The sequence below is a fragment of the Bounagaea algeriensis genome, from assembly GCF_054491375.1.
Genome location: NZ_CM137102.1, coordinates 2,117,503 through 2,137,285 on the forward strand (window position 1 = coordinate 2,117,503; position 19,783 = coordinate 2,137,285).

Annotated in this window: 20 protein-coding genes and 1 pseudogene; 11 read left to right on the forward strand and 10 right to left on the reverse strand. The window is 70.7% G+C overall.

The annotated features are described in order from the left end of the window. Window positions 1–111: 111 nt before the first annotated feature. Window positions 112–849, forward strand: coding sequence for a TetR family transcriptional regulator (locus ACVGV2_RS09545; protein ID WP_459165693.1), 738 nt, complete (start codon window positions 112–114; stop codon window positions 847–849). Between the two features lie 138 nt (window positions 850–987). Here the strand turns inward: ACVGV2_RS09545 and ACVGV2_RS09550 are convergent, their stop codons facing one another. After that, window positions 988–2,373 (reverse strand): MFS transporter, encoded by a 1,386-nt coding sequence (locus ACVGV2_RS09550; protein ID WP_459165694.1) that lies wholly within the window; start codon window positions 2,371–2,373, stop codon window positions 988–990. Window positions 2,374–2,690: 317 nt separating this feature from the next. Here ACVGV2_RS09550 and ACVGV2_RS09555 point away from each other — a divergent pair, with 317 nt between their 5' ends. Next, on the forward strand, window positions 2,691–3,851 hold the full coding sequence (locus ACVGV2_RS09555) for a GDSL-type esterase/lipase family protein (protein WP_459165695.1): 1,161 nt from the start codon (window positions 2,691–2,693) through the stop codon (window positions 3,849–3,851). A 173-nt stretch (window positions 3,852–4,024) separates the two neighbouring features. Here ACVGV2_RS09555 and ACVGV2_RS09560 read toward each other — a convergent pair whose 3' ends face one another. After that, window positions 4,025–4,192 (reverse strand): hypothetical protein, encoded by a 168-nt coding sequence (locus ACVGV2_RS09560; RefSeq protein WP_459165696.1) that lies wholly within the window; start codon window positions 4,190–4,192, stop codon window positions 4,025–4,027. 246 nt (window positions 4,193–4,438) lie between these two features. Between ACVGV2_RS09560 and ACVGV2_RS09565 the strand changes: the two genes are divergently transcribed. Further along, window positions 4,439–5,488 carry a lipoate--protein ligase family protein gene (locus ACVGV2_RS09565; RefSeq protein ID WP_459165697.1) on the forward strand — a complete coding sequence of 350 codons (1,050 nt, stop codon included), beginning with the start codon at window positions 4,439–4,441 and terminating at the stop codon, window positions 5,486–5,488. 86 nt (window positions 5,489–5,574) lie between these two features. After that, window positions 5,575–5,988 (forward strand): hypothetical protein, encoded by a 414-nt coding sequence (locus tag ACVGV2_RS09570; RefSeq protein WP_459165698.1) that lies wholly within the window; start codon window positions 5,575–5,577, stop codon window positions 5,986–5,988. A gap of 28 nt (window positions 5,989–6,016) precedes the next feature. Here ACVGV2_RS09570 and ACVGV2_RS09575 read toward each other — a convergent pair whose 3' ends face one another. Both ACVGV2_RS09575 and ACVGV2_RS09580 read right to left on the reverse strand, forming a co-directional pair. After that, entirely contained in the window at window positions 6,017–6,247 is a 231-nt protein-coding gene (locus ACVGV2_RS09575; protein ID WP_459165699.1) for a DUF5703 family protein, read from the reverse strand. Beyond that, window positions 6,244–7,221 (reverse strand): YncE family protein, encoded by a 978-nt coding sequence (locus ACVGV2_RS09580; protein WP_459165700.1) that lies wholly within the window; start codon window positions 7,219–7,221, stop codon window positions 6,244–6,246. Before ACVGV2_RS09580 ends, ACVGV2_RS09575 begins: the two co-directional genes overlap by 4 nt. A gap of 162 nt (window positions 7,222–7,383) precedes the next feature. On the opposite strand from ACVGV2_RS09580, the gene ACVGV2_RS09585 reads away from it, so the two are divergent. From ACVGV2_RS09585 to ACVGV2_RS09595, 3 genes are all read left to right on the forward strand, one after another. After that, entirely contained in the window at window positions 7,384–8,082 is a 699-nt protein-coding gene (locus ACVGV2_RS09585; protein WP_459165701.1) for an MSMEG_4193 family putative phosphomutase, read from the forward strand. A gap of 44 nt (window positions 8,083–8,126) precedes the next feature. Further along, window positions 8,127–8,555 (forward strand): DUF6314 family protein, encoded by a 429-nt coding sequence (locus tag ACVGV2_RS09590; RefSeq protein ID WP_459165702.1) that lies wholly within the window; start codon window positions 8,127–8,129, stop codon window positions 8,553–8,555. A gap of 87 nt (window positions 8,556–8,642) precedes the next feature. Continuing rightward, a complete protein-coding gene (locus ACVGV2_RS09595) occupies window positions 8,643–9,422 on the forward strand; it encodes a M24 family metallopeptidase (RefSeq protein WP_459165703.1) in 780 nt (259 codons plus the stop codon). 4 nt (window positions 9,423–9,426) lie between these two features. Here ACVGV2_RS09595 and ACVGV2_RS09600 read toward each other — a convergent pair whose 3' ends face one another. The 5 genes from ACVGV2_RS09600 to ACVGV2_RS09620 form a co-directional block, all read right to left on the reverse strand. After that, complete coding sequence (locus tag ACVGV2_RS09600; RefSeq protein ID WP_459165704.1) at window positions 9,427–10,455, reverse strand: translation initiation factor eIF-2B alpha/beta/delta subunit family protein; 1,029 nt, start codon at window positions 10,453–10,455, stop codon at window positions 9,427–9,429. A gap of 48 nt (window positions 10,456–10,503) precedes the next feature. After that, a complete protein-coding gene (locus tag ACVGV2_RS09605) occupies window positions 10,504–11,025 on the reverse strand; it encodes a GNAT family N-acetyltransferase (RefSeq protein WP_459165705.1) in 522 nt (173 codons plus the stop codon). A gap of 73 nt (window positions 11,026–11,098) precedes the next feature. Continuing rightward, the gene (locus tag ACVGV2_RS09610) at window positions 11,099–12,349 is read right to left on the reverse strand and encodes an MFS transporter (RefSeq protein WP_459165939.1); all 1,251 of its coding nucleotides are present in this window, start codon (window positions 12,347–12,349) and stop codon (window positions 11,099–11,101) included. Window positions 12,350–12,647: 298 nt separating this feature from the next. Further along, window positions 12,648–13,178, reverse strand: a complete 531-nt coding sequence (locus ACVGV2_RS09615; protein WP_459165706.1) for a hypothetical protein — start codon at window positions 13,176–13,178, stop codon at window positions 12,648–12,650. 360 nt (window positions 13,179–13,538) lie between these two features. Then, window positions 13,539–14,021, reverse strand: coding sequence for a VOC family protein (locus ACVGV2_RS09620; RefSeq protein WP_459165707.1), 483 nt, complete (start codon window positions 14,019–14,021; stop codon window positions 13,539–13,541). A 537-nt stretch (window positions 14,022–14,558) separates the two neighbouring features. Between ACVGV2_RS09620 and ACVGV2_RS09625 the strand changes: the two genes are divergently transcribed. The 4 genes and pseudogenes from ACVGV2_RS09625 to ACVGV2_RS09640 form a co-directional block, all read left to right on the forward strand. Next, window positions 14,559–15,950 (forward strand): sensor histidine kinase, encoded by a 1,392-nt coding sequence (locus ACVGV2_RS09625; RefSeq protein ID WP_459165708.1) that lies wholly within the window; start codon window positions 14,559–14,561, stop codon window positions 15,948–15,950. Continuing rightward, window positions 15,947–16,606 carry a response regulator transcription factor gene (locus ACVGV2_RS09630; RefSeq protein ID WP_459165709.1) on the forward strand — a complete coding sequence of 220 codons (660 nt, stop codon included), beginning with the start codon at window positions 15,947–15,949 and terminating at the stop codon, window positions 16,604–16,606. The genes ACVGV2_RS09625 and ACVGV2_RS09630 overlap by 4 nt, the downstream gene beginning before the upstream one ends. 501 nt (window positions 16,607–17,107) lie before the next feature. Then, a complete protein-coding gene (locus tag ACVGV2_RS09635) occupies window positions 17,108–18,076 on the forward strand; it encodes a CPBP family intramembrane glutamic endopeptidase (RefSeq protein WP_459165710.1) in 969 nt (322 codons plus the stop codon). 200 nt (window positions 18,077–18,276) lie between these two features. Next, window positions 18,277–18,486 (forward strand): annotated as a pseudogene (locus ACVGV2_RS09640) (dihydrofolate reductase family protein); the annotation flags it as partial. Between the two features lie 116 nt (window positions 18,487–18,602). On the opposite strand, the gene ACVGV2_RS09645 reads toward ACVGV2_RS09640, so the two are convergent. Next, on the reverse strand, window positions 18,603–19,700 hold the full coding sequence (locus ACVGV2_RS09645; protein ID WP_459165711.1) for an LLM class flavin-dependent oxidoreductase: 1,098 nt from the start codon (window positions 19,698–19,700) through the stop codon (window positions 18,603–18,605). Window positions 19,701–19,783 lie beyond the last annotated feature (83 nt).

Genomic DNA, 19,783 nt, shown 5'->3' on the forward strand with positions numbered 1-19,783 from the left:
CGTAGGTTCGCTTCCGCGCCGCCGCCCCGCGGCGCGCGACTCCTGCAACATGTTGGAATGCTATCGGCACTGAGTGCCACTAACAACCGTCGTCGGTGCTAGGGTGCGCCCATGTGCGCGGCAACCGACCACGATCCTGCGCCGGGAGCTCGGGTCGAGCGGGCCGAGCGGGTGCGGCGCGCCCTCACGCTCGCCGCTCTGCAGCACTTCGACGAGCAGGGGTTCGAGGTGACCACGGTGGATCAGATCGCCGCCACGGCGGGGGTGGGGCGGCGGACGTTCTTCCGCTACTTCCGCTCCAAGGAGGACGCGGTCTTTCCCGGGCACGACCAGTGCGTGCGGGAGGTCTCGGAGTTGCTCGACACCGCCGACCCGGATGCGGACCCGTGGGCGGTCGTCACTCGGGCCAGCGAGCGCGTGTTGGAGACGTACCTGACGGAACCGGAGATCTCGCTGCGGCGGTTCGCCCTGACCCGCGCGGTGCCGTCGCTGCGGGACAGGGAGATCACCGGCATCGACCAGTACCAGCGGGTCTTCGGCCGGTTCCTGCGCAGCAGGTTCGCCGAACGCCGGCAGGGCGAACTGTGGGGCACCGTCGCAGCGTCCGCGGTCGTGGCCGGGCACAACCACGTGCTGCGGCAGTGGCTCCGGAGCGGGGGAGAGGTCGACGCGCGGGCGCTGCTGCACGCGGCTCTGCGCGAACTGGGGGAGGTCTTCGCAGCGCAGCCCACCAGGGTGGAGGCCGACGAGGGTGACGACGTGATCGTCGGCGTCGTGCGCACGTCCTCGAGCAACGATGCGGTGCTGCGGGAGGTCCGCGAGGCGCTGCGGGGCGCCCTCGACGACTGAGTCCGCGTGCTCGGAACCCGAGCGGCACTCGATGCCATATCAATGTATCAATAGCATTGGTTTTTTCAGTATTAGATGAAACTATCTCTCCAGTACCAGCCACAAAACCAGCACCGGAGGAAAAGCAGCGCTCCGAGATCACCGCTCAGCGCTCGAGCCGGCACTCGCGGAGTCGAAGACGGTCGTGCCGCGGCGCTGGGCGTGTTCGTGGGCGATGCCGAGGTCGATGCCGGGCCGGTCGCGCAGGCACAGCACGGCCGCCGTGGCGAGCACGAACATCACCGCCAGGTATGCGCCGACGGCGAGCACCGTGCCGGTGGACTGCACGAGGAACGTGGCGATCGTCGGTGCGAAGGCTCCGCCGATGATCGATCCGAGCGCGTAGGCGATCGCCACCCCGGAGTAGCGCACCGAAGCGGGGAACAGTTCGGCGTACCAGGCCGACTGCGGCCCGTAGGTGAGTCCGAGGCCGATGGTGAACAGGGCGAGCCCGAGCATGAGGAGCGCGGCGTTGCCGGTGGCGGTGAGCAGGAACAGAGGGAACACCGTCACCAGCAGCGCCGCGTAGCCGTACAGGTAGGAGCGTTTGCGGCCGAGGCGGTCGGCGGTGATGCCGGACAGGTAGGTGGTGACCAGCCACAGCAGGGCCGTGGCGGACACGATCAGCAGCACGGGCGTGCGGTCGAGCTGCGCCGGTCCGTTCGGGTCGGTCGCGTAGTTGGTGATGAACCCGCCGGTGACCATGTAGCCGGCCGCGTTGTTGCCCGCGAAGACCAGGGCTGCCAGCAGCACCAGCAGCCAGTGGTGACGCGCCAGTTGCAGCACCGGCGCCGTGGTCCTGCGTCGCCGTTCGGCGAGGTCGGCGAAGACGGGGCTTTCGTCCACGGCGAGGCGCACGACGTAGCCCACGCCGATGAGCACGACGCTGAGCAGGAACGGCACCCGCCAGCCCCACTGCAGGAACTGCTCGCCAGGGGAGAGGACCCCGGTCATGAGCGCCATGACCCCCGAGGCCAGCAGCATGCCCAGCGGCACGCCGAGCTGGGGCACGGCACCGGAGCGTCCGCGATGGTGCGGCTCGGCGTGCTCGACGGCCATGAGCACCGCACCGCCCCATTCGCCACCGGCGGAGATGCCTTGCAGCACGCGCAGCGCGATCAGGGCGATGGGGGCGAGCACGCCGATGCTGTCGTAGGTGGGCAGCAGTCCGATGAGACTCGTGGCCCCGCCCATGAGCAGCAACGTGATGACGAGCATCGCGCGCCGGCCGAGGCGGTCGCCGAAGTGGCCGGCCAGGAACGCTCCCAGGGGGCGGAAGACGAAGCTGATGCCGACGGTGGCGAACGACAGCAGCAGTCCGATCTGCGCGCCGGCCGGGGCGAAGAACAAGTCGGTGAAGACCAGTGCGGCGGCCGTGCCGTAGATGAAGAAGTCGTACCACTCGATCGTCGTGCCGATCACGGTCGCTGCGGCGACCCGCCGCTGGTTGGTCGCGGCCCGGTGCCGTGCCTGCTCCGTGGTCATCGTGTCCCCTGCTCGGTTGCGCTGCCCGGTCGCTTCCACCCGGACGGATCGGGCGGAGAGCGCGTGGCGGGTGAGCCTGGCAAGGCCGTGGCGGCGCCGGGAAGGCGACATATTCGTCCAGCGGAAGGGGTCGGGCAGTAGCTCGGAGGCAGGGGAGTGGGCCACCTCGCCGTGCCCGGCGGCGGTTCAGCAAACCTCCTCGTTGCTGGCGAGCCGGAACGACGCGTGACCCGGTCCGTTCGCGCCGCGGGGAGCGGTCTGCTGATCGAAGTCAACGGGCACGAGACCGGGCTGGGCCGCCGCGCTAGGCTGCACGCGTGGAGTGGATCAGCACGCCTGTCACCGGGGATCTCGTGCGCGGTGCGGTCGAGTTGGAAACCACCGGGCGTGGCGTGCTGCCGCACCGGTTGCCCGCGTGGGCGCGTGCCCAGTGCGGCGATCCGCAGTTGGCCAGGGCTGAGGCCCAGCCCGCCGGGGTGCGGCTGGCGCTGCGCACTCGTGCGACCGCGGTGGAGGTGGACACGCTGCGCTCGAGGATCGCCTACCGGGGACTGGGGGAACGTCCGGAGGGTGTGTACGACCTGCTCGTCGACGGGCAGCTGACCGCGCAGGCCAGCACCACCGGCGGTGACGTCGAGACAGTGGACATGACCACCGGAGCCGTGGACTTCGAGTCCGGCCCGGTGGGCGCGGTACGGTTCACCGGCTTGCCCGCTCGGGACAAGCACGTGCAGATCTGGCTGCCGCACAACGAGACCACCAGGCTGGTCGCGCTGCGCACGGACGCGCCCGTCGAGCCCGTGCCGCCGGGGCAGCGCAGGGTGTGGTTGCACCACGGCAGTTCGATCAGCCACGGTTCCGACGCGGCGAGTCCGACGACGACGTGGCCCGCGGTGGCCGCATCCCTCGGCGGGGCGGAACTGATCAACCTCGGGTTCGGCGGCGGCGCGCTGCTCGACCCGTGCACCGCGCGCACCCTGCGCGACATCCCCGCGGACGTGATCAGCCTCAAGCTCGGCATCAACGTGGTCAACCTCGACCTGATGCGGTTGCGCGCCTTCGGCCCCGCGGTGCACGGGTTCCTCGACACCATCCGGGAAGGTCGTCCCAGCACGCCGCTGCTGGTGATCTCGCCGCTGCACTGCCCGATCCACGAGGACACGCCCGGGCCGGGTGCGCCGGATTTCAGCGGGGAACAGATCCGGTTCCGCGCCACGGGCGATCCGGCGGAGCGCGCTGCGGGCAAGTTGACGCTGGGCGTCATCCGGGAGGAGCTGGCTCGCATCGTCAAGCAGCGGGCGGACGAGGATCCGAACTTGCACTACCTCGACGGATGCGAACTCTACGGCCGAGCTGATTTCGCCGAGCTGCCGCTGCCGGATCAGCTGCACCCGGATCCGACTGCGCACCGTCGCATCGGCGGGCGTTTCGCGGAGTTCGCCTTCGGTGCTGGTGGTCCGTTCGCACCGGTGGGCTGAGCACCGCCGCTGCGGGCACCGCGTGCCGCTCGGTGCGTGTCGCGCGGGTTCCGCGGAGTCGTCTGACGCGGTTCGGCCGCGTGTTCGGGGGGAGGGGAGCGCGGACTGCGGTGTTCGAGCACGGGTGGTGGCGGGCGCGCCGGTGGTGCGACGCGCCGTTGCCGGGCGGTGGGTCAGTCGTAGCCGCGGATGAGGTGGTGCTCGTCCTCGGCGTCGGCCAGCCGGGATTGGGGGAGCTGGCGGGGCAGTTGGGTCTGGCGCACCGGGGCGCTCGGATCATCGATCGGTGTCGTGGTGCGCTGGGGGAGCAGCTGCGCTTTCTCCGCCTCCGTGGTTCGCATCGTTTCGGCTCCTCTCGACGACGCTCGATACCGCCATGATGGTGGTGTGCGCCACGGAACGCATGCTTTGTCCGAGGTCGGGCGTGCCTTTCAACATAATATTCTTTGCTGTTTCAGTACTGAATAAAATTAACACCACGTGCCCGGCATCACCAACAGCGCAAGGAATTCCGCGCGGAAATGAGAGTTGATCCGGGAGGACGGCGTTGCGGGCCGAACAGCTCGCGAGTCGAGTAGGAGGGGCGTGTGCACGGGGAATACAAAGTTCCGGACGGGAAGCTGGTGAAGGTCGACGCCGCTGTCGTGGACGGGCGGTTGACCGACGTGCGGGTCAGCGGTGACTTCTTCCTGGAACCGGACGAGGCGCTGGAGCAGCTCAATCGGAGCTTGGCGGGCGCGACCTCCGATGCGGAGTTGAGCGAGCTCGTGGCGCGGATGCGTGCCGAGCTTCCCTCCGATGCGCGGCTGGTGGGCTTCTCACTGGAGGCGGTGGCGATCGCGGTGCGCCGCGGGGTCACGCAGGCGTCGCAGTGGACCGATCACCAGTGGGGCGTGGTGCACGAGGCCGCGCGGTCGCCGCTGATGCACATGGCGCTGGACCAGGTGCTGGCCGAGGAGGTGGCCGCGGGTCGCCGCGCGCCCACGCTGCGCATCTGGGAGTGGACCGGTTCGGCGGTGATCCTGGGCAGCTTCCAGTCGGTGAGCAACGAAGTCGACCTGGAGGCCGCCGAGCGGTACGGCATCGAGGTGGTCCGCCGCATCACCGGGGGTGGGGCGATGTTCACCGAGCCGGGAAACGCGGTGACGTATTCGCTGTACGCGCCGGTGTCGCTGGTGGCTGGCATGCCGTTCGCCGAGTCGTACGCGTTCCTGGACGACTGGGTGCTGCAGGTGCTGCGCGAACTGGGGCTGAACGTGTGGTACGAGCCGCTGAACGACATTTCCTCGGACGGGGGCAAGATCGGCGGTGCGGCGCAGCGGCGCGTGGCCTCGGGGGCGGTGCTGCACCACGCGACGATGTCCTACGACGTGGATGCCGAGAAGCTGGCCGACGTGCTGCGCGTCGGTGGGGAGAAGCTGTCGGACAAGGGTGTGGCCAGCGTGCAGAAGCGGGTCGATCCGCTGCGGCGGCAGACGGGTTTGGACCGCTCGGTGATCATCGAGCGGCTCGTGGACGGGTTCCGCAGCCGCTACGGGCTCAGCGACACGCCGGTCACGGCTGATGAGGAGAAGCGGGCCGCGGAGCTGATCGAGGCGAAGTTCGCCACCGACGACTGGTTCTACCGGGTGCCCTGAGCCGGGGTCGGTGGCGCCGCGGTTCGGGGAAACGTCCGGGTTTGTCCCTGAGGTCGGAGAGGTGCCGCGGAACGACGCTGGGGTGCGTGGAGCGGTTCAACGGTGCGTCCTGGTTGCTGGCTTCGGCGTTGGGAACGTTCGCCTTGCTGCGGCCGCTGCTGTCGATGACCGGGGTGATGGAGCACCTGGGCAGGCCCGTGTCTCCGATCGTGGCCACTGCGGTGATCTCAGCGGTGTGGATCGTGGCGGTGGGGATGTCGCGGGTGCGGCACCCGGTGCTCACGCTCGTGGGCGCGGGGCTTGTCTACGCCGTGCTGGCGATGGTGTTGAGCGCGGTCGGGTCGCTGCTGCTGACGGGGCAGTTGCAGGGGCCGCTGGCCACGCCGCTGGGTGCGGGCGTCGTCGCCACACTGGTGGTCAACGCTGTGTGGGGCGCGGTGGCCGGGGTGTTCGCGGCGCTGCTGCAGCGGGGTGGCAACCGGCGGCCGGTGCAGCGCTGATACCGGCGGTGGGTCCTGCTGGTCGGTGCTAGGGCAGTGGTCCGGCGAATCCGGCGGTGCCGGCTTTGCGGCGCAGCCACACCTTTCGGGTGCCGTCGGCGTAGAGCAGTACGCGGGACAGTTCCCACCCGGCGAATTCGGCGTGCACGGAAAGCTGGGTCGCTGCGCTGATCCGGGTCGTGCCCGGGGGCAGGCGCAGCGGTTGGTATTCCCACTTGGAATCGGCCTCAGCGGCGTCCTGGGGGGTGTTGCGACTCATGGTTTCACCACCTGTACTCCGGCGCCGCCCGCGGAGGTGACGTAGGCGGCGCCGGTTCGGGAGTCGACGGCCACGGTATGCGGTTGCGCCACGGTGCGGAACCGGTGGCGCGGTTCGGGTTCGCCACCGGCCACGTCGTAGGCGAGGACTTCGTTGCGGTCGGTGAGGGTGATCCAGGCGAGGTCGCGGCGTGCGTCGTAGGCGATGCCGTAGGGGCTGCCGGGCAGCGGGTAGCGCTGTTTGAGGATGAGTTCGTTCGTGTCGAAGGCGAGCAGTTCGTTCTTGCGGGTGTCCACGGTGAGCACGCGGTCGTAGCGGTCGGCGACGCCGTTGGTGGCGCCTTGGCCGGCGCGCAGCGCCTCACCCTGATCGCCGGTGCGCGGGTCGACGGAGGTCAGCGAGGTGGTCAGCCGGTCGAGCACCTGGATTTCGCCGCCTTGGGCGAACAGGCGCGCCGGCCCGTCGAATTGGCCGGCGGTGCGGGGGCGCCCGTCGCCGTGGATGGTGATCGAGCCGGCGTCGCGTTGGGCCACGGCCAGGGCGCCGTCGTCGAGGCGGGTCGCGTCCACGGGCCCGCCGGGTACGCGGGTGGTGTCGGTGCGGTGGCCGCTGCGGATGTCGATGTGGGCGATTTCGCCGCGGTCGGGCACGGCGACCAGGGCGGTGCCGTCGTCGGCGGTGACGTTGGCGGCGGGTGCGCCCAGCGGCACGGTGCGTTGCTGGTTGGTGTTCGTGTTGAGGAGGGTCAGTCCCTGTTCGCCGGCCAGCAGCAGGGTGCCGGTGATGGTGTCGAACGCGCTGGTGTCGGCGGCGGGTGCGGGGTGGACGGTGCCTTGCGGGTCGGCGGGGGCGCGTGCGGGAGCGGGGGTGGCGGCGCTGAGCTGGTCGGTGGCTTGCAGCGGATCACCTGTGTCCATGTTGCCGCATCCGGCGAGCAGGGTGGCTGCCAGGCAGGTGATCAGTAGCCGACGCAACGCGTACCTCCCGTGCGGTGCGCCGCGCCGCGGGCGGCGCACGTGTTGTTGGCCCGTGTCCAGCATCCCCGATGGGCGTGTCGGCGTGGTCGCCGGGTTGGGCGGCCGCGGCGGGTGCGGGTGTGGATCGGTGCGCGTGGTCGGTGACTACCCTCGCGGGGCGTGGCGACTCTGGTTCTCGTACGGCATGCGCGGTCGACGTCCAACGGGTCCGGCACGCTGGCCGGACGTACAGCGGGGGTGGAGCTGGATGACACCGGTCGGCGCCAGGCGGCCGGCCTTGCGGGGCGGCTGCGGGGGTTGCCGCTGCACCGGGTCGTGGCTTCGCCGCTGCGGCGGTGCGGCGACACGGTGCGCGGGGTGGCTTCCGAGCGCGGGTTGCGGGTGGCCACTGATGAGCGGTGGTTGGAGGTGGACTACGGCGACTGGACGGGTTGCCGGTTGCCGGAGTTGACCGAGCTGCCGCTGTGGAAGGTGGTGCAGCAGCAGCCGGCCGGGGCGGTGTTTCCCGGTGGTGAGGGGTTGGCCGCGATGCAGGCGCGGGCGGTGGCGGCTGCGCGTGCTTGTGACCGGGAGTTGGAGGCGGAGGTCGGTTCGCACGGGGTAGCGGTGGTGTGTTCGCACGGCGATGTGCTCAAGTCGGTGTTGGCCGATGCGTTCGGCATGCACCTGGATCTGTTCCAGCGGATCGTGGTCGAGCCCGCGTCGGTGAGCGTGGTCCGCTACACCGAGTCGCGGCCGTTCGTGCTGCGGCTCAACGACACCGGTGGTGATCTGTCGGCGTTGGCGCCGAAGGAGGGTTCCGGCAGCGGTGAGGCCGCGGTCGGTGGGGACACCGGTGGTGGTGCGGCCGAGGGCTGAAGCGGGTGGTCGTTCCCGCTGCGGCGGGGCGGGACAATGGGGGCGTGTATTGCCCGGTGACGGATGTGCAGTGGTTCCTGGTGGGTGAGTGGTCGCTGGAGCGCGACATCGTGGATACGGCCGGTCCGGCGGGGGAGTTCTCCGGCACGGCCGAGGCGCGGGTCGAGGACGGTGTCGTGGTGTACCGGGAGCGGGGGCGGATGCGGCTGGGCGGGCACGAGGGCGCGGCGTCGCGGTGCCTGCATTACCACGTGACGGGGCCGGGGCAGGCGCGCGTGTTCTTCGACTACGGGGATTTCTTCCACGAGTTGGATCTGCGCAGCGGTTACGCCACGGCGCAGCACCCGTGCCGGGCGGATCTGTACCGGGGCGAGTTCGCCGTGCTGGACGTCGATCACTGGTGGCAGCGGTGGGTGGTCACCGGTCCGGAGAAGAACCACGTGATCACCACGCGGCTGTGCCGCGTCGGGTGAGGAGTTGGGTGTGGTGCTGGTTGCCCAGCGGGTCGGGCCGAGCTGGTGGTGCGGTTGCGGCCGCTGGTGCGTGGAGGGTTGACGCGCGTGTTGGCGGCACGGTGGGGCGGGCTGGTGGGGCGCCCCGTGGAGTGGAAGAGCTCGACCGAGCGCACGGGGGTGTGCAGCGCGGGTCGGGTGGTGGCTGCGGCGTTGGCCGCTGCCCGGGCGCGGGTCGGTGCCGGGGTGGCGGTCGCCGATGTCGATGCGGCGGCTGCGGCGGTCGTGGCCGAGCACGGGGCGAGGCCGGTGGGGCCGGGGTTGCGGTCGGGTGGGGCGTTGTCGGTGTCGGTGGGCGAGGTGCTCGCCCGTGGTGTGCCGGACGGTCGGCGGCTGGCCGCGGGTGAGGTGGTGTCGTTGGCGTGCGCGGTGCGTTGCGGCGGGTGGCACGCGCTGGCGGCCGAGACGGTTCCGGTCGGCACCGTGGGCCAGCAGGAGCGGTCCTTGCTCACCGCGGTCGATCAGGCGTTGGGCGACGGGGTGGCCGCGGTCCGCCCGGGTGGTGCGGTGGCGGATGTGGCCTATGCGGTTGGTGTGGTGGCCTTCGGTGGTGGGTTCGGGGTGCCCGGGTCGTTGTGCGGGCACGGCATCGGTCGGGCGTTGTGGGAGCCGCCGGTGGTGTTGAACGAGGCGGACGCGGCGGGGCGGGTGCCGTTGCGGCCGGGTGTGGTGTGCACCGTTGAACCTGTGCTCGTCGTCGGCGGTGAGCAGGCGGTGAGTTGGGGTGCGGACGGGTCGGTGCGGTCGGACTCGCACGTGCCGGGTGCGCACGCGGCGCACACCGTCGTCGTCACCGAGGACGGGCCCGTGGTGGCCACGCGGTCGTGAGCGGTCAGCGCTGCCAGTAGGTGCCCACCTGGGCGGGGGTGTAGGCGCCGCGGTCGGTGACGATCGTGGTGACCAGTTCGGGGTCGGTCACGTCGAACGCCGGGTACAGCCCGGTGGCGCGGTGGGTGGCAGTGCGGGTGCCGCGGGTGTGCAGCACGTCGTTGCCGTCGCGGTATTCGATGGGTACGTCGGTGCCGGTGGCGGCGTGCGGGTCGGGGACGTGGCACAGCGCGTGGAACGGCACGCCGAAGGTGTGCGCTGCGGTGGCCAGTTGCAGCGTGCCGATCTTGTTGATGACGTGTCCGTCGAGGGTGATCCGGTCGCTGGCGGTGATCAGCGCGTCGATCTCGCCGGCGCGCATGAGCGCGGCGGGCGCGGCGTCGGTGACGACGGTGACGTCCGAGCCCATTTCGGCCAGGGTGTGGGCGGTCAGCCGGGCGCCTTGCAGGTAGGGGCGGGTTTCGGTGCAGGTGAACGCCAGTGTTTTGCCTGCCTGCTGGGCGGCGCGGACGGTTTCGATCAGGTACAGGTCGGCCCAGCAGTGGGTGAGTATCCGGCCGGTGTCCGGCAGCAGGGCGGCTGCGGCCCGGCCGAGGGCGCGGCTGCGGTCGTGGTAGTCGGCTTCGCCGGCGTGGGCGCCGCGGGCCGCGGCGGTGGGCACGTCCGCGTCGGGGTCTTCGGCGAGGGCGGTGTCGACGGTGTCGAGCACCCATGCGGCTGCCAGGCGTGGTTGTTCGTTGGTGGGGCGGGTGGCGATGAGCCGGTCGGCGGCCGCGCCGAGGTGGGCGCGGGCTTGCTGCGGGGGCTGGTCGGTGGTTTCGCGGGCGGCGAGCACCAGGCCGGCGAGCACGGCGAAGTACGGCCCGGAGGATTGGGTGACCATGTCCTCGATGGCGCGGGCGACGTCGTCGGTGCTGCGCGCGTGCACCCACCGGTGTTCGAAGGGGAATGCGCGCCGGTCGAGCAGGTGCACGCCGGTGTCGTCGAGCTGCACGCTGCGCGCCAGGGTGGGGGCGGTGTCGGTGGTGGTCATGGGGGTTCCTCGTCGGGACGTGCTGTCGCGGGTGGTGTTGTTCCCAGGTTACGGGGCGGGTGGGTGCGGCCGGGCACGTCGGTATTCGTGGTGGGGGCGGTCGTAGGCGCTGCGGGTGCGGTGGTGGGTGAAGCCGAGTTTGTGCAGCACGCGGGTCGAGGGGGTGTTGCGCGGGTCGACCAGTGCGTACACCTCGGGCAGGGCCAGCGTGTGGAAGGCGTGGTGCAGGCAGGCGCGGGCGGCTTCGGTGGCCAGGCCGCGTCCCCAGCTCGTGCGGGCGAGGGTGTAGCCGAATTCGGTTCCGTGTTCGGTGGTTTCGAATCCGATGTCGCCGGTGATGGTGCCGGTGTCGCGGTTGAGCAGGGCCCACACGGCGAATCCGTGCTCGTGTTGGTGCTGTCCGGCGTGGTCGAGCAGTGCCGTGGTTTGTTCCGTGGTCATCGGCTGGCCGTGGCCGACGTGGCGCATGACCACCGGGTCGGCGTAGATCGCGTGGATCGCCGGCTGGTCCTGCGGGGTGAACGGGCGGATCAGCAGGCGCGGGGTGCGCAGGGGGAACGAGTTGTCCACCAGGTCAGTGTGCCCGAGCGGGGCAACGGGTTTCCGCCGGTCACGGTCATCTGCGCCAGCACGTTCTCGGTCGTCATTCCGCGGTCTCCGTCTCCTCCTGTGGGGGACCTCGGCGGTGTCCCGTTTTCGAGGAGCTTGCGGGGGTTTCCGGCGCGGGCGCACGGCGGTCCGGCCGGCCGCGGTGCCTCTCGTAGGCCACGGATACGCCGAGCAGTGCCAGACCGGTGCCGGCCAGGGCCGCGCCGGCCAGGTTCGGGGAGGCGTAGCCGTAGCCGGCGGCGATGGTCAACCCGCCCAGCCACGCGCCGAGCGAGTTGGCCAGGTTCGCCGCGGATTGCAGCGCGGCCGAGACCAGCGAGGGGGCGTCGCGGGCTTGGTCGAGCAGGCGGGTTTGCACGGCCGGGCCGAGTGCGAGGCTGAACATGCCCAGGGCGAACAGCAGCGGCACGGCCAGCCACGGTACCGGCGCGGCGATGGTGAGCGTGCACAGCACGATGACGACGCCGAGGATCCCGGTGGTGAGGGTGCGCAGCGGGTTGCGGTCGGCGAGGCGGCCGCCGGCGTAGGAGCCGACGGTCATGCCCAGACCGATGACCACCAACAGCGCGGTGATCGCTTCGGCGGAGAATCCGCCGACTTCGGTCATCATGGGGGTGATGTAGCTGTAGCAGGCGAACAGTCCGCCGAAGCCGGTGACGATCACGGCCAGTGACAGCAGTACGCGGGGGCGCGCGAGCGCGCCGACTTCGGCGCGCAGCGAGCTGGTGGCGGCGCGGCCGGCGTGGGCGGGGATGAGCAGGAACGCGGCGAGCGTGGCCGCGGCGCCGAGTGCGGCGACCATGCCGAAGGTCCAGCGCCAGCCGAGTTGTTGGCCGATGAGCGTGCCTGCGGGCACGCCGATGACGTTGGCGAGGGTCAGGCCGAGGAACATCATCGACACGGCGCTGCCGCGGCGGCGGGGCGGTACGAGGCTGGCGGCGACGACGGCGCCGACTCCGAAGAACGTGCCGTGCGGCAGGCCGCTGACGAACCGGGCGGACAGCAGCAGACCGAACGTGGGGGCCAGGGCGGAGGCGAGGTTGCCGAGGGTGAACAGCCCCATCAGTCCGATGAGGACGCGTTGTCGGGGCATGCGCACGGTCAGCATCGTCAGCAGCGGTGCGCCGAGGACGACGCCGAGGGCGTAACCGGAGATGAGGTTGCCGGCGGTGGGGATGTCGACGTGCATGCCGCTGGCGACGTCGGGCAGCATGCCCATGATCACGAATTCGGTGGTGCCGATGCCGAATCCGCCGAGGGCGAGGGCGATCAGGGCCATCCGCACGGTCCCGGCCGGGAGGTCCGTGGCCTGTGCGCGCGTGCTCATACCTCTCCTGGTCCGCTGCGCGGTCGCCACGAGCGGCATCGTTGCTGCGGCGGCAGCCGGCGGTGCCGGTGGGCGGTGCCGGAGGGGGAATTTCCGTTCCGCCCGCGGCGGGAAACCCGCGCGCGACGAGTGTGGCCGGCGACACCTCCTCTGCGGGGTGCTCTCGTGGTCGGTGTTGCGTTGTCGCTGCGTGCCGCGGCTGGCACGAGCTGGCGCGCCGTCCGGTATGGAGGCGGCGCGGTGGGGCGGGTGGACGTCAGCTGCGTTTGGTGGGTTTGGGGGGGTCTTTGCGCAGCAGGTCGGGGCCGATGATCGCGCGTACGGCGCGGCGCAGCCAGCTCTTGCGCGGTGGGGCGGTGGGGGCGGGATCGGTGTGCCGGTGGAGGGCCACCGTGGTTTCGGTGTCCTGTTCGGACGCCGGTTCCGGTGGGGCTTGCGGCGCAGCTGGTGGCGGGGGTGGGGGTGCGTTGCCGCGGGGGCCGGGGTTGAGGCGTTTGGCGAATTCCGGCTGTTCGGTGCGGATCGCCGGGATGTAGGGCTGGGTCACCTCGACCCGGTCGACGGGGGCTTGGCCGGTCGGGTCCGCGTGCGCGGGGGTGGACGTGGCGGTCGGGGGGTGCGCCGCGTCCTCGAGGGACAGGTTCCCTTCGATGCGGGTGGTCAGCGGTCCTGCCTCGGTCGAGGTGTCGTTGTTCGGGGCGGTGTGCGCGTGCTGCTGCGGCCGTGTGGATTCCGACGGCAGCAGCGGCTGGAACCACGGTCGGGTCAGATCGTCGTGAACAGTCATCCCTGATCGTCTTCGCGAGGGCGGGTTGGTCACTGCCTCCGGCCGGGGGCGGTCCGGTTGGATCTAGACCCTACCGGTAACGGTGCGATAAAGCCCAACCCTCTCCGGCGTCAGAAACCGCGTGCCACACACCGCGTTCGTCTACCTGGGCGATACGCTCCGGCACGGTGCGTGTCCGTCCGGGTCGTGCGAGCATGATCGAGCCCGGCGATATGTACGCATCGTGATCACCTCGGACGGCTGTGCAGCACGCAGCGCCATGGCGCGGTGTGATCAATGCTACGTTTCCGCGCGTGCGGCATCGGGCGTTTCGCCCAGCGCGCACAGTCCGGAGGCCGCGGCGATCCGGGCCCGGTGGGTTCAGGCGGGCTGGCCCTCGGCGGCGCGCTGCAACGCGGCGATGTCCAACTTGCCCATGCCCAGCATCGCCTCGGTGGCCCGCCGCGCCCGCTGCGGATCCGGATCGGTGATGAGCTCCTCGAGCACCGTGGGCACGATCTGCCAGGACAGGCCGAACCGATCGGTCAGCCAGCCGCAGGGACCTTCCCGCCCGCCGTCGGTGAGTCGCCGCCAGTAGTGGTCGACCTCGTCCTGGCTGGCGCACGGCACCTGGAACGACACCGCCTCGTTGAAGGTGAACTCCGGCCCGCCGTTGAGCGCGACGAACCGGTGGCCGTCGAGGACGAATTCGACGGTCATCACCGAGCCCGCCGGCCGCGGCGCGCCCTCGGGGAAACGGGTCACCGCCACCACGCGGGAGCGGGGGAACACGCTGGTGTAGAAGTGGGCGGCCTGTTCGGCCTGCCCGTCGAACCACAGGTTGGGAATCACCGACGTCGACATGACAACCTCGTCTTCACCTCGAGGCGCCACCGGGCGGGCGGCGCTGCGGATGCCTTCGAGGCACCCACGGTGCGCCGCCGCGTCCGCGGCCGGTAGAGGACAACGTCCCACGCGCCTCTCGGGTGCGCGGCATCCGCATGCGGCCGGAAGATGGCGGCACCACCCCGCCGTCCAGTCTGGACTCGTTCCAGAGAGCACAATTTTCTGGCACATTCAACCAGCTGGTCTGCCAACTGCGCCTTGTATTCCAGCGCCACCGACCTACCCCAGATCGTCAACGGCCTCGTCGCCGACGGCCACCCCGTCGGCCCCGACGATCGGCTACTGGCACCTCGATCTCACCCACCAGAAACCAGCAGCGACGGGCACCTCGCCATCGAACGGGACAGCACGGCCGCCGATTCCGTGAACACGCCATGAATCAGCTTGGGCGTGTGGCCGGGGTCGGTGGTTTTCGCCAGGTGTCTTTCTGAAGTCGTACGGACGTGGGGCCCGAGTCGGACGTCTGGCCTGCCCGCGTCCGGTTACGCTCGCCGAATGACGACGACGGCCCCGGCACCGCGATGGCTGGAGCGGGCGAGTACGTGGTCCCGCGAGCATCCGCTGACCGTGGACGGCGTGATCGCCGCCGTGCTGGTCTGCCTGGCCGTGCCAGCCTGGCCCTACTACCTCGCCGAAGCGCGGATGACGGAGTCGCCGGCCGCGCACGCGTCGTGGATCGTGGCCTGTTCGGCCCTCCTCGCCCACGGGGCGATCGTCGTCCGGCGCGTGCGGCCAGCGGTCTCGTTCACCGTGGTGAGCGCGACGACGGGACTCCAGCTGCTGGGCAGCGTCTACGTGATCGCCCCCTCGGTGTTGCTGTTTCTGGTGTCGTTGTATTCCTACTGCACCCACGGAAGGCGACCGGCACCGGCGATCGGGCTGGCGACCGGTGTCGGCGGTGCTGTGGTGGTGGCCGTGGCGGGGTTCGCGCTCGCCGGTCGTCCGATGAACTCGGACCTGCTGATGCATGTTTTCGTTCGCTTCCTGCCGTGCGTGGTGGCCGCGTGGAGCCTGGGGATGTTCCGCCGGATACGGGTGGACTACGTCGCTGCGCTGGAGGAGCGGGCGCTGCGCGCCGAGGCCGAACGCGAACAGCGCGCCCGCCGCGCGGTGGCCGACGAGCGCTCCCGGATCGCCCGCGAGATGCACGACATCGTCGCCCACGCCCTGTCGGTGGTCATCAGCCAGGCCAACGGCGGCCGGTACGCGGCCCGCGCCGACCCTGAGCAGGGGGTCGAGGCGCTGACCACGATCGCCGCAACCGGTAAGCAGGCCCTGGCCGACATGCGCGGCATCCTCACGGTGCTGCGCCATGACGACGGCGAGGGCGCTTCTGAACGGTTCCCGCAACCGGCGCTGACCGACCTGCCCGAGTTGTACGACCGGATGCGCGAGGCCGGCGTGCCGGTCGAGCATCACGAGCGCGGAACGCCACGCGGTCTGAGCCGGGCCGCGGAGCTGGCCGTGTTCCGGCTGGTCCAGGAGGGCCTGACCAACACCCTCAAGCACGCCGGCCCCGGCGTGCGGGCCGACGTGGGCTTCACCTGGAACGACGGGGAGCTGGCGGTCACGGTGGGCGACAACGGGCTCGGCCCGCCCGGAACCGGGGATGGTCAGGGCCTGACCAACACCCTCAAGCACGCCGGCCCCGGCGTGCGGGCCGACGTGGGCTTCACCTGGAACGACGGGGAGCTGGCGGTCACGGTGGGCGACAACGGGCTCGGCCCGCCCGGAACCGGGGATGGTCAGGGCCTGATCGGCATGCGGGAACGACTCGCCGTCGTGGGAGGTTCGGTACTGGCAGGCCCGGATCCCGCGGGCGGCTTTCGCGTGCGGGCTCGGATCCCGCTCCACGCTGACACGCTCCGCCAGGAGGCGACGCGATGACCATCAGGGTGTTCCTCGCCGACGACCAGGCACTGGTGCGGGCCGGGTTCGCCATGGTCGTCGACTCCCAGGACGACATGCAGGTCGTAGGCCAAGCCGGTGACGGCCGCGAAGCGCTGCAGCAGCTGTCCGCCACCACCGCCGACGTGGTGCTCATGGACGTGCGAATGCCGCACGTGGACGGCGTGGCAGCGACCCGCGAACTGCTAGCCGACCACCGAGCACCGAAGGTCGTCATGCTGACCACCTACGACCTCGACGAGTACGCCTTCGCCGCCCTGCGCACCGGCGCCAGCGGATTCCTGATCAAGGACGCCGACCCGGAGGAGCTGCTGACTTCGGTGCGCACCGTCCACCGGGGCGACGCCGTGATCGCACCGTCAACCACCCGACGGTTGCTGGAGCACGTAGCCCCCGACCTGCCCACGCCCGCTCCGGGACCGGATCCACTGGCGGCCCTGACCGAACGGGAGCGCGAGATCCTGGTCGAGATCGCGCGCGGCGCCTCCAACACCGAGATCGCCGGACGGCTGTTCCTGTCCGAAGGCACCGTCAAGACCCACGTCGGCCGAATCCTGGGCAAGCTCGGCATGCGCGACCGCGTGCAAGCCGTGATCTTCGCCTACGAGCACCGGCTGGTCCGTCCAGGGGACTGACACCTTCCGCACCTGGCAAGACCGTCGCCCCCGGTGCCCGTCCCCGACAGTCCCCGAACGACGACTTCATGCGGAGGAACCCGCCCCGGTCATCTCGGCACCGCCGCAGATGGCATCGCCAAACGCCCGCCCTGCCGGACAGTGGGGTGCGGCGCCAGGCCGGGTTTGGCGATGGGCATCGCCGGAACCATCACCGGTTCTGTCGTGGCATTCCTCCTCGGGCGGCGTTGTGCAGGGCCGCTCGTCCGACGCCTCGGTGGCCGGACGGTGGCCGCCTCCCGAGGGGCCGGCGGTTCGGACGGGACGTGGCTGTTGCCCGTGCTGATCCTGCCGGTGCCGCTGGGCGGTGACCTCAGACTCTGGGGTGATCCGCACCGGCGGTTGATACGTCGAACGTGCACCCAAGAAACGACGTACGGCAGACGCCACCGACCCCGTCTGCCGGCACCGTCGTGGGCAACGGCGCGAACCGGCGCGCCGGCAGACGGAGAGGTGACGACGGTGGCCGAACGGGTGCGATGGCGTGAGGTGAGCTGGTTCCTCGCGTTGGCGATCGGGATGTGCTCTGTGATCAGCCTGCTGGTCTGGCTGTTCGGGGGCGAGAGGACGGTGAGTCTGGCGGCGATGCTCACGCCGGCGCTGGCTGCGCTCGTCGTGGTGTGGCGCAGCCGCGGCCGGGCTGCCATACCGCGGGCGACGTCGATGACACCGGTCCGCCCACTCGGCCGCACCGTGCGCTGGTGCCTGCTCGGCCTGCTCCTGCTGGCCGGTGTCGGCCTGCTGACCGCGCTATTCGCGGCGGCCACCGGCGTCATCGAACTGGACCTGCAGAACTTCTCGATGCTGCGCACCGAGCTCGCCGCCACCTTCCCCGGACAGGTCGCCGCCGACGGCACCGGGTTCCCCGCAGGCTGGCCGCTGCTGGGATGGCTGGCGCTACAGCTCGGTGGCGTGTTCGCGATCGCCGGGCTCGCCTTCGGCGAGGAACTGGGCTGGCGCGGCTACCTGTTCCCTGCGCTACTGCCGCTCGGCGTGTGGGCGGCGATGCTGGTGACCGGGGCGGTGTGGATCATCTGGCACCTGCCGCTGATCCTGCTCGGCAACTACCAGGGGTCGGGAGACCTCGCCGGCTACATGTTGGTGTTCGTGCTGGGAAACGTGCTGCCGCAGACCGTGCTGATCACATGGTTGCGGCTGGCGTCGGGATCGGTGTGGCCCGCCGTGATGCTGCACGCCAGCGCGAGCATGCTGTTCACCGTCGTCACGATGGTGGCCGCGGCGGGCACCTCGGTGAATCCCAGCCTCGAAGTCGGCGGACAACAAGTGCCGATCAGCAGCATCGTGATGATCGCCTGCGCCGTGGCACTGCTGCTCCCCCGTCGCGCGGGGATCAGGCGGCATGCCGCAGCGGTTCGGACGGCAGCCCCACACCCAGGTGACTACGAGCGGGCCACGTCGAGGAACGTGTGAGCCGGAGTCCGCTGCTCGCCGTCCTCCAGCAGGTCCTCGACCAGGTCCGCGCCGCTCGGCAACTCCTCGTTACGACGGCGAACTCCTCCACGACCGACAACCCCACACCCTCGGCAAAGAGGGCGCCTGATCTCGTTTTATGTCGTGATGTCTGTTGACGACGTTGTTGTAGCCGCCATCTACCCACGCCACTGACGCGAGACGATCCGGGAGCACCGTTCTTCGACGACATCCCGAAGTACGTGGTCGCGTCCACCCTGAGCTCGGCCGAGGGCTGGCAGAACTCGACCGTGCTCGGCGCCTACGATCCGTCGGCGGTGCGAGCGCTCTCCAGCGAGGTCGGCGACATCTACATCAGCGGCAGCGGCACGCTGGTGCGCGCGTTGCTGGCCGACGGCCTCATCGGCGAGCATCCGCGTCGACGAGGGCTGGGCCGGCCCGGCGGAAACGGCCACCGCGGTGCGCTCGGTCGTCGGTCCTCCTCTGCTCGCGGCAGGGGCGGCTACCTGATCAGCACCTGCGGAGCTCATGCGTTGTGCGCGTCCTGCTCGGCCCGGCCGGCGGCGCGTTCGGCGTGCGACGGCGGGTCGGCGGGCACGTGCGCGGGCCGGCGGGATTGCATCTCCTCGCGCAGCACGGGCACCACGTCCTCGGCCAGGTGGTCGATCTGCTCGAGCACGGTCTTCAGCGGCAGCCCGGCGTGGTCGAGCAGGAACAGCTGCCGCTGGTAGTCGCCCACCTCGTCGGCCATCGCCGCATAGCGTTCGACGACCTGCTGCGGGCTGCCCACGGTCAGCGGGGTGGTGGTGGTGAAGTCCTCCATCGTCGGCCCGTGGCCGTAGACGGGGGCGTTGTCGAAGTACGGGCGGAACTCGTTCCAGGCGTCCTGGGAGTTCTTGCGCATGAACGCCTGCCCGCCCAGGCCGACGATGGCCTGGTCGGCGCGGCCGTGGCCGTAGTGCTCGAACCGCTGGCGGTAGTGCCGGACCATTTTCTTGGTGTGGTGCATGGGCCAGAAGATGTTGTTGTGGAAGAAGCCGTCGCCGTAGTAGGCGGCTTGTTCGGCGATTTCGGGACTGCGGATGGAGCCGTGCCACACGTACGGCGGCACTCCGTCCAGCGGCCGCGGGGTGGAGGTGAATCCCCGCAGCGGGGTGCGGAACGTGCCTTCCCAGTCGACGACGTCTTCGTCCCACAGTCGCCGCAGCAGCGCGTAGTGCTCGATCGCCAGCGGAATGCCCTGGCGGATGTCGTAGCCGAACCACGGATACACCGGGGCGGTGTTGCCGCGGCCCATCATCAGGTCCATCCGCCCGTCGGCGAGGACCTGCAGCATCGCGTAGTCCTCGGCGATCTTGACCGGGTCGTTGGTGGTGATCAGCGTCGTCGAGGTGGACAGCACGATGTTCTCGGTGGTGCCGGCCAGGTGTCCCAGCAGCGTCGTGGGCGAGGAGGCCACGAACGGCGGGTTGTGGTGCTCGCCGGTGGCGAAGACGTCCAGGCCCGCCTGGTCGGCGTGCTGGGCGATCTTCACCATCGACCGGAGCCGTTCGGTCTCGCTGGGGGCGCGGCCGGTGGTGGGGTCGGTGGTGACGTCGCTGACGGTGAAGATGCCGAACTGCATCGGGTGCCTCCGGGAACGGACGAACAATCTCTCGCGGGGAAACAGTTTTACCGCGAGAGGTATTTCGTCGGTCCCGACCGCCG